Here is a 7,208-nt window from a genome sequence, read left to right as displayed (position 1 = left end):
GCTCACGCCGCTTCAGATCGCCGCCCAGCACGAACATCGATACGTCGGCGAGCAGCGAACACGGTGGAGATGCGGGTGGCTGCGCGATAGTAGGGGACCAGCGGCACATACGCACGTTGCGGTCTCCTGATGAATGCACCGGCCGTGATGCCATAGACGAAACTGCGCACGACGTTCGAAAGCGTAAAGCTCACATGCCCGAAGAATGCGTCATCGAAATCGCGCAGCGCTTTGCCATGGTCAGCTTCGCGCGTCGCGGCCATTTCCTTCAGCACATACGGATGGCAGCGGATGGCGCCCTGGCCGAAGATGATCAGACAGCGCGTGAGAATGTTCGCCCCTTCGACGGTGATCGAAACCGGTACCTGCTGGTAGGCGCGCGCGAGAAAGTTCGACGGTCCCATGCAGATGCCCTTGCCGGCGGTGACGTCCATGCCATCGTTGATGACCATGCGGGCGCGCTCGGTGACGTGATACTTCGCGATCGCCGAGATCACCGAGGGCTTTTCGCCGAGGTCGACCGCATGTGCGGAGAGCCGCCGAGCCGCGTCCATAACGTACAGGTTGCCGCCCATGCGGCCGAGCGCTTCCTGCACCCCTTCGAACTTGCCGATCGCGGTCCGGAACTGGCGGCGCACGGCGGCATACGCCCCGGTTCCGCGCACGGCGATCTTCGCCATGCCGACATTCGACGACGGCAGCGAGATCGCGCGCCCCGCGGCGAGGCATTCCATCAGCATGCGCCAGCCGTTGCCGACCTGATCGCGTCCGCCGATCACCCAGTCGAGCGGAATGAAGACGTCCTTGCCCGAGTTCGGACCGTTCTGGAACACGGCGTTGAGCGGCCAGTGACGACGGCCGATATTGACGCCAGGATGACTGGTCGGAATCAGCGCGCAGGTGATGCCAGGTTCATCAGTAGACCCGAGCAGATGATCGGGATCGAGCGCACGGAACGCGAGGCCGAGCACGGTCGCAATCGGTCCGAGCGTGATGTAGCGTTTGTCCCACGTGACGCGAAAGCCGAGCGTCTCGCGGCCTTCAAAGGTGCCCTTGCAAACGACGCCTACATCCGGAATCGCCGCGGCATCCGAACCCGCATACGGACTCGTCAACGCGAAGCAGGGGATTTCGATGCCGCGTGCGAGACGCGGCAGATAGTGGTTCTTCTGCTCTTCCGTGCCGTAGTGCATCAGCAATTCGGCAGGGCCGAGCGAGTTTGGCACCATCACCGAAACGGCGGCGGCCGAGCAACGCGTGGAGAGCTTCATGATGACCTGCGAATGCGCGTAAGCGGAAAACTGCTTGCCGCCGTACTGCTTCGGAATGATCATGCCGAGGAAGCCGCGCTCCTTGATGTATTGCCACGTTTGCGGTGACAGGTCTTGCCAGACAGTGGTCGTCTCCCAGTCGTTGGCGAGATCGCACAGATGCTGGCACTCGACGTCCAGAAACGACTGCTCTTCAGCGGTGAGCTTTGCGGGACCGTGGCCGAGCAAGGTGTCCCAATGCGGGCGTCCGGAGAACAGCGCGGCGTCCCACCAGACCGTGCCTGCTTCGATGGCATCGCGCTCGGTCGGCGACATCTCCGGCAGGATCTTGCGGAAGATCTCGAGCACCGGCTTCGAGATCCAGGCGCGCCGCAGCGGCTTGAGCGTGAGAACCAGCGCGGGCAGCACGAATACGATTGCGAGGATAGCCGTTGCAACCGGCCCCGCCGCACCGCTCAGATGCGCGGCCGCGACCCATACGATCAGGAAGGCGAGCCACCACGAGGCGCGGGCCTGTACATAGACCAGTGCCGCAGCGGCGAGGACCAGCACTAAGAAGAACCATGACATGGCGTTTCCTCCTGATTTGATGGTGCGTGCGGACGCGTCCGCAGGATGCGGAAGGTTCGCATTGTTTGTTTGACAGCACATGCGGTGCCAGGTGCACCGCGGCGCCGGTGAGAGACGGGGCGGTCACGTCCGGGCTAGCCCGGACGTGACCCGCTCAGGCTGCGCCGTGCGCGACGTGCCGCAATGAACCGCTCAGGCCGCCACTCGGTCCACCACCCAGGCGTTCCGGTTCGCGTGACCGCGTCTCGGGTTCGGCGGCGCCGAGCGCAGCCGCCGCGCTGCTGCCGCTGCCGCAGGCACTGTCCTGGCCGTCGCCCGTGCCGTCTGTGGCGTCGCCCAGCACGGCCGCGAAGGCGGCCAGTTGGGTCGCATCGGGTAGCGGCGCCTTGAGCGCGGCGACCATCAGCGAGGCGAGGCGCGCGATCAGTTGCAGATCGTTCATCGACTTGCCCTGCGAGAACTCCGTGATGAGGCTGTCGGTATCGGTGCCCGCCAGCACGCCGGAGAGCGCGCCGATCGCAAAGTGCAGACGCCAGCCGAGTTCGTCGCGCGGCAGATGCGGCAGCGCGCGCTGGAATGCCGCGAAGAAACGCTCCGCCACCAAAGCGTAGTGTCCATTCAGAAAGTCGCGAATGAACGACGACGGATCGGTGTAAGCGCGTCCGAGCAGACGCAGGAACGCCTTACCGCCAACCCGCGGATCGCGCGACAGCCGCAACGCCGGAATGAACATCGCGCCCAGCACGTGTTCGCACGTGAGACGCGGGCCGAGCATGCTGTCGAAGCGCTCGAGCAACTTGACCCGTTCCTGGTTGAGGCGGTCGAGGCGGCGCGAGAGCATCGCGTGAATCAGCGCTTCCTTGCTGCCGAAGTGATAGTTGACCGCTGCGAGATTGACCTCGGCGCGCGAGGTAATCTGACGCAGCGACATGGCCTCATAGCCGCATTCAATGAACAACGTTTCTGCGGCGTCGAGGATGCGAGACTTCGTGTCGCCGGTGTGCCGGCCTGTCGTACGAACTGCCATGTTGCGCTCCCAATGCCGGTCACCCGGCCGCGAACAAGCGATTCAAATGCGCATTTGAAACGCGCGTTTTTTTCAGGATAAGAAGGATTTGCATCATCGGGCAAGGGCTCTCTGTGGACGGACTCCTCTAAAAGGGCACCGCTGCGGTGCATCAAATGCTTCGGTCACCGCTGGGGTTGCCGTTTCGGTTGCCGAATAAAAAAGGCCGTTCCGATTGCTATCGGAACGGCCTCGCGGTACTGCCTGGCGTGGCGGCCTGTGGCCGCCTATAAGTGTGTTTCGGTACTGCTGATATTAAACCGCTGCAACCTCTTTGGCAGATTGTGTCATATCTATGCCTCGGCGTTCACGACTAAACGGAATCAGTACTGCAATTACCACGGCGACGATACCGATCACCACGGCCATGACGAGCGCATAGTTGTTGCCGTGCCGCTCGGCGAGGCCCGCCTGCAGCGGCGCGTTGACCGAGGCGAACAGGTTGCCGAGCTGGTACACGAGGCCCGGGAAGGTGGCGCGGATTTCATCCGGAGAGATTTCGTTCAGATGCACCGGAATCACGCCCCAGGCGCCTTGCACCGAAATCTGCATCAGGAACGCGCCGACCGCCAGCAGCACCGGCGTGGTCGAGAACGCCCACAACGGCAGCACCGGCAGTGCGATCAAGGCCGCGATAAAGATCGCACGCTTGCGGCCGATTTTCTCGGAGATGAAGCCGAAGAAGAGACCCCCGCAGATCGCACCGATATTCAGCACGATGGCGATCAGCGAGACCGTATGCGCGTCGAAGTGATGCTGTTCACGAAGGAAGGTGGGGTACTGGTCCTGCGAACCGTGCGAGAAGAAATTGAACGCGGTCATCAGGACGATCGAGTAGATCGACAACGTGACGTTCTTCTTTAGCGTTGCAAGCAACCCTGGCCTTGCGCGTTTTTCCAGCGTTTTGAACGCAGGCGACTCAGGCACATGTGCGCGCACGTAAAGCACCAGCAGCGCAGGAAGCACGCCGACCATGAACATGCCGCGCCAGCCGATGTACTGATACAGCACGCCGAACACGACCGAGGCGAGCAGATAGCCGCTTGGATAGCCGGCTTGCAGCAGACCGGAGACGACGCCGCGCGATTTGGCCGGCACGGTTTCCATGGTCAGTGCGCCGCCCACGCCCCATTCGCCGCCCATTGCGATACCGAACAGTGCGCGCAGCACGAGCAGCGTGGTGAGGTTGGGGGAGAAGCCGGACAGCAGTTCAAGCAACGAATAACACGCGATGTTGACCATCAGCGTGGGGCGGCGGCCGAATTTATCGGCGAGCCAGCCAAAAATGAGTGCGCCGACCGGACGCATCATCAGGCTCAAGGTGATCCCAAAGGCTACGGTTTTGACGTCAGTACCGAATTCGCTCGCGATATCTTTCAGAATGAACACCATCAGAAAGAAATCGAATGCATCGAGCGTCCACCCGAGATAGGCGGCGATAGTGACGTTTTTCTGTTCCCGAGTCCAACTCATATGTTTTTTCTCCAAGTCTCCGAACAACCCCTGCCTTACGGCGGATCGCAAGGCGACCCGCGCGCCCCGTGCAGCGGGCTCGCAGGGAGTGTACGCCGACGGTTAAGCGTCTGCATGCTTGAAATGCGGTTTCTCAGTAGATGTCCCTAATGTCCACGCGTCCCCGATCGTTTGCCGGCCGTAGATATATTCATAAAATGAATCAATAAATTATAAAAATAAATTTGCCTCATGCTGTGCTGCGGCATACGATGACGGCATCCGAAATTAGCTTCTATCATTGCTCTCATCATGTCCACCAGATCGATCCCCTCCGAGTCCGCGGCTGACAACCGAAGCCCGTTCGCTGTGCTTGTCAGTGTGACTCTGCTGACCGGCGTCGGCGCGGGTCTTGGCGGCATGCTGCTGGCGCTGTTGCTGCACTGGATCCAGCACATTGCGTTTGGATACAGCCTCGAGCATGTCATCAGCAACGAGAGTTTTCTGACCGGCGTGAACGGCGCGCCGCCCGAGCGGCGAGTGCTGGTGATGGTCGTGTGCGGCCTGGTCGCCGGTCTCGGCTGGTGGGCGCTGTATCGCTACGGGCGTCCGCTCGTCAGTATCAAGAAGGCGGTCAAATCGGAAGATCCGCGTATGCCGGTGGTCAGCACGGTGATTCATGCGGTGCTGCAGATCGTGACGGTCGCACTGGGCTCGCCGCTTGGCCGCGAGGTGGCACCGCGCGAGATCGGCTCGGTGTGGGCCGGCTGGCTGTCGCATCGCGCGGGGCTGACGGTCGCTGAGCGCCGCATCATGGTGGCGTGCGGCGCCGGGGCCGGGCTCGCTGCGGTCTATAACGTGCCGTTAGGCGGTGCGGTGTTCGTGCTGGAAGTGTTGTTGGGCACGTTCGGCTGGGCCGCGTTGGTACCGGCGGTGGCGACTTCTTCGATTGGCGCTGTGGTCGCGTGGATCGGTCTGGGCAATGAGCATCAATATTCGGTGCCGCAGTTGCTGCTGAGCACGCCGCTTGTGGTGTGGTCGGCGCTCTGCGGACCGATCTTTGGGCTGGCGGCCTGGGGCTTCACACAGTTGACCACGCGTGCCCGCGCTCATGCACCGAAGGACTGGCGGCTGCCGGTTCTGGCGCTGCTCAACTTTGCGATCATCGGTGTGCTGGCCATCGAGTTTCCGCAGTTACTCGGCAATGGCAAGGGCCCGGCCGGTCTCTCGTTCAATAGCGAACTGACGATCGGGCTGGCGGCGGTACTGCTGGTCCTCAAGGTTGCGATCACAGCCGGCAGTCTGCGTGCAGGTGCCGAAGGCGGTCTGCTAACGCCGGGGCTCGCGAATGGTGCATTGCTCGCGATCATTCTCGGTGGGATATGGAACATGATCTGGCCGGGCACGTCTTCCGGAGCTTTTGCGATTGTCGGCGCAGGTGCGTTTCTGGCCGCATCAATGCAGATGCCGCTGACCGCGGTTGTGCTGATTCTTGAGTTCACCCGCGTGAGCCATGACTTTCTCGTGCCCATCCTGCTCGCGGTGGCGGGCTCCGTGTCGACCTTCAAGTTGCTGGCGACTGTGTGGGCGGCGCGCAGCGTGCCGGCTACGGCGCAGGCGAAGCCGGCGGGGGCGGTGATGGCGAGGTCGGCGGGCGAGGGTTGAGTGGGCTTGTGTCGATAGGTAGCGGCGCGTTTGCCCTGAAGCACCGGTTAGCTGGGCTTAGATACGGTCATCTGTTAAGGCCGATCTTTATCCGCAAAGCCATGCAGTCCTTTAGGAAACACGACAAAAACCAAGAGCCGGCGGACCGCTGCGGCCGGGACTATGCCTGAGTGTATTCGCCGTTCGATAGAGAACGGTGATTTAAGGACTGCTTATCGCGATCACCTTTCATTTTCACGCGCAGCCCCGATCGTAGATCAAGGGAAGCTCAACCGCCTCTATAGAGGTCTTGCAGCCGCGCCGCTTCACCATTTTTCTGTGAGCGCACAAGGTCTTGATAGACTTCCTCGCGGGTTTTGGCATGGAGAGCGGCAGGAACGCCAGACGTGGAGTTTCCAGATATGTCCGGCCCCTCCGAATTGTCCGCGCTGGCCTGAACCCCAGTTGTCGGATTTGCGCTGATGGCCTGCGCATTGGCGTGCCAGGCGCAGGTGCAGAGTAGTCCACCAGCGACGATTAAGGCTGTTTTCATAAGAACCTCTTTTAACTAGCGTTGCCGCAACATCCGGTTGCGACGGGACGAGACAAACCCGGACCGCCTCAAGCACGAAAAGCAATGCGAATGAAAGTCCGGGAGAGGACGGGGCACCGAGGCAAATAAAAGTTACAAGACACCTCGACTCTCGTTTGCCGGTGCTGTCATATCGATTCTCGGTCGGCTTGGGCGCCGTCGCCACCCACGTAGGTAGCCAGGCGGCCGGAATCGACTCCGGAAAGATGTGGGCGCTCCTGGTCTGGCAGACGCATCCAGAACGCTACATTTGTGTGTATAACTTTGGATGGCAGGCTGCTATCCTGTTTGAATTGCACGCTGCCCTATCTGCGGACGGCGAATTTCCTGATCGAACGTCGTCATGAGATCGTCAGACCTCAGGGTGCGCAGGTTCAGTTCGGCGGCTCAGGAGCGCGCGTTCCGTCGGGACTACGCGCGACGGTTCTCCGGACAGCGGAGGCTCGCCATTGCAATCTTCACCGCGTTGTGGGTCGTATTTTCCGTCCGCGACTTCTGCCGATTAAACGTGCTCGATCCCGCTCATCTGCACTCCAAGGAGCTAATTCTCCTGAGAGTCGCCGGAGCGATCGGAATGACGATTCCCGTGCTGTTCTGGACCCCGCGCGCACTC

General features: G+C 61.6%; 4 protein-coding genes and 1 pseudogene. 2 read left to right on the top strand and 3 right to left on the bottom strand.

All coding sequences use genetic code 11. From position 1 onward, the window contains the following. The 3 genes and pseudogenes from M0954_RS00025 to M0954_RS00015 all read right to left on the bottom strand — a co-directional run. A pseudogene (locus tag M0954_RS00025) lies at positions 1–1,841 on the bottom strand (acyl-CoA dehydrogenase); the annotation flags it as partial. Between the two features lie 154 nt (positions 1,842–1,995). Further along, positions 1,996–2,868, bottom strand: coding sequence for a TetR/AcrR family transcriptional regulator (locus tag M0954_RS00020; RefSeq protein WP_122154455.1), 873 nt, complete (start codon positions 2,866–2,868; stop codon positions 1,996–1,998). Positions 2,869–3,162: 294 nt separating this feature from the next. Next, the gene (locus M0954_RS00015) at positions 3,163–4,380 is read right to left on the bottom strand and encodes an MFS transporter (protein WP_297350931.1); all 1,218 of its coding nucleotides are present in this window, start codon (positions 4,378–4,380) and stop codon (positions 3,163–3,165) included. A gap of 291 nt (positions 4,381–4,671) precedes the next feature. Between M0954_RS00015 and M0954_RS00010 the strand changes: the two genes are divergently transcribed. Both M0954_RS00010 and M0954_RS00005 read left to right on the top strand, forming a co-directional pair. Then, positions 4,672–6,024 (top strand): chloride channel protein, encoded by a 1,353-nt coding sequence (locus M0954_RS00010; RefSeq protein WP_297350929.1) that lies wholly within the window; start codon positions 4,672–4,674, stop codon positions 6,022–6,024. Between the two features lie 914 nt (positions 6,025–6,938). Continuing rightward, the coding region (locus tag M0954_RS00005; protein WP_297350926.1) for a hypothetical protein at positions 6,939–7,208 on the top strand (270 nt) is incomplete at its 3' end.

This window comes from Paraburkholderia sp., assembly GCF_026225065.1.
In the GTDB taxonomy this organism is placed as follows: domain Bacteria; phylum Pseudomonadota; class Gammaproteobacteria; order Burkholderiales; family Burkholderiaceae; genus Paraburkholderia.
This window is presented reverse-complemented; position numbering and strand designations above follow the sequence as displayed.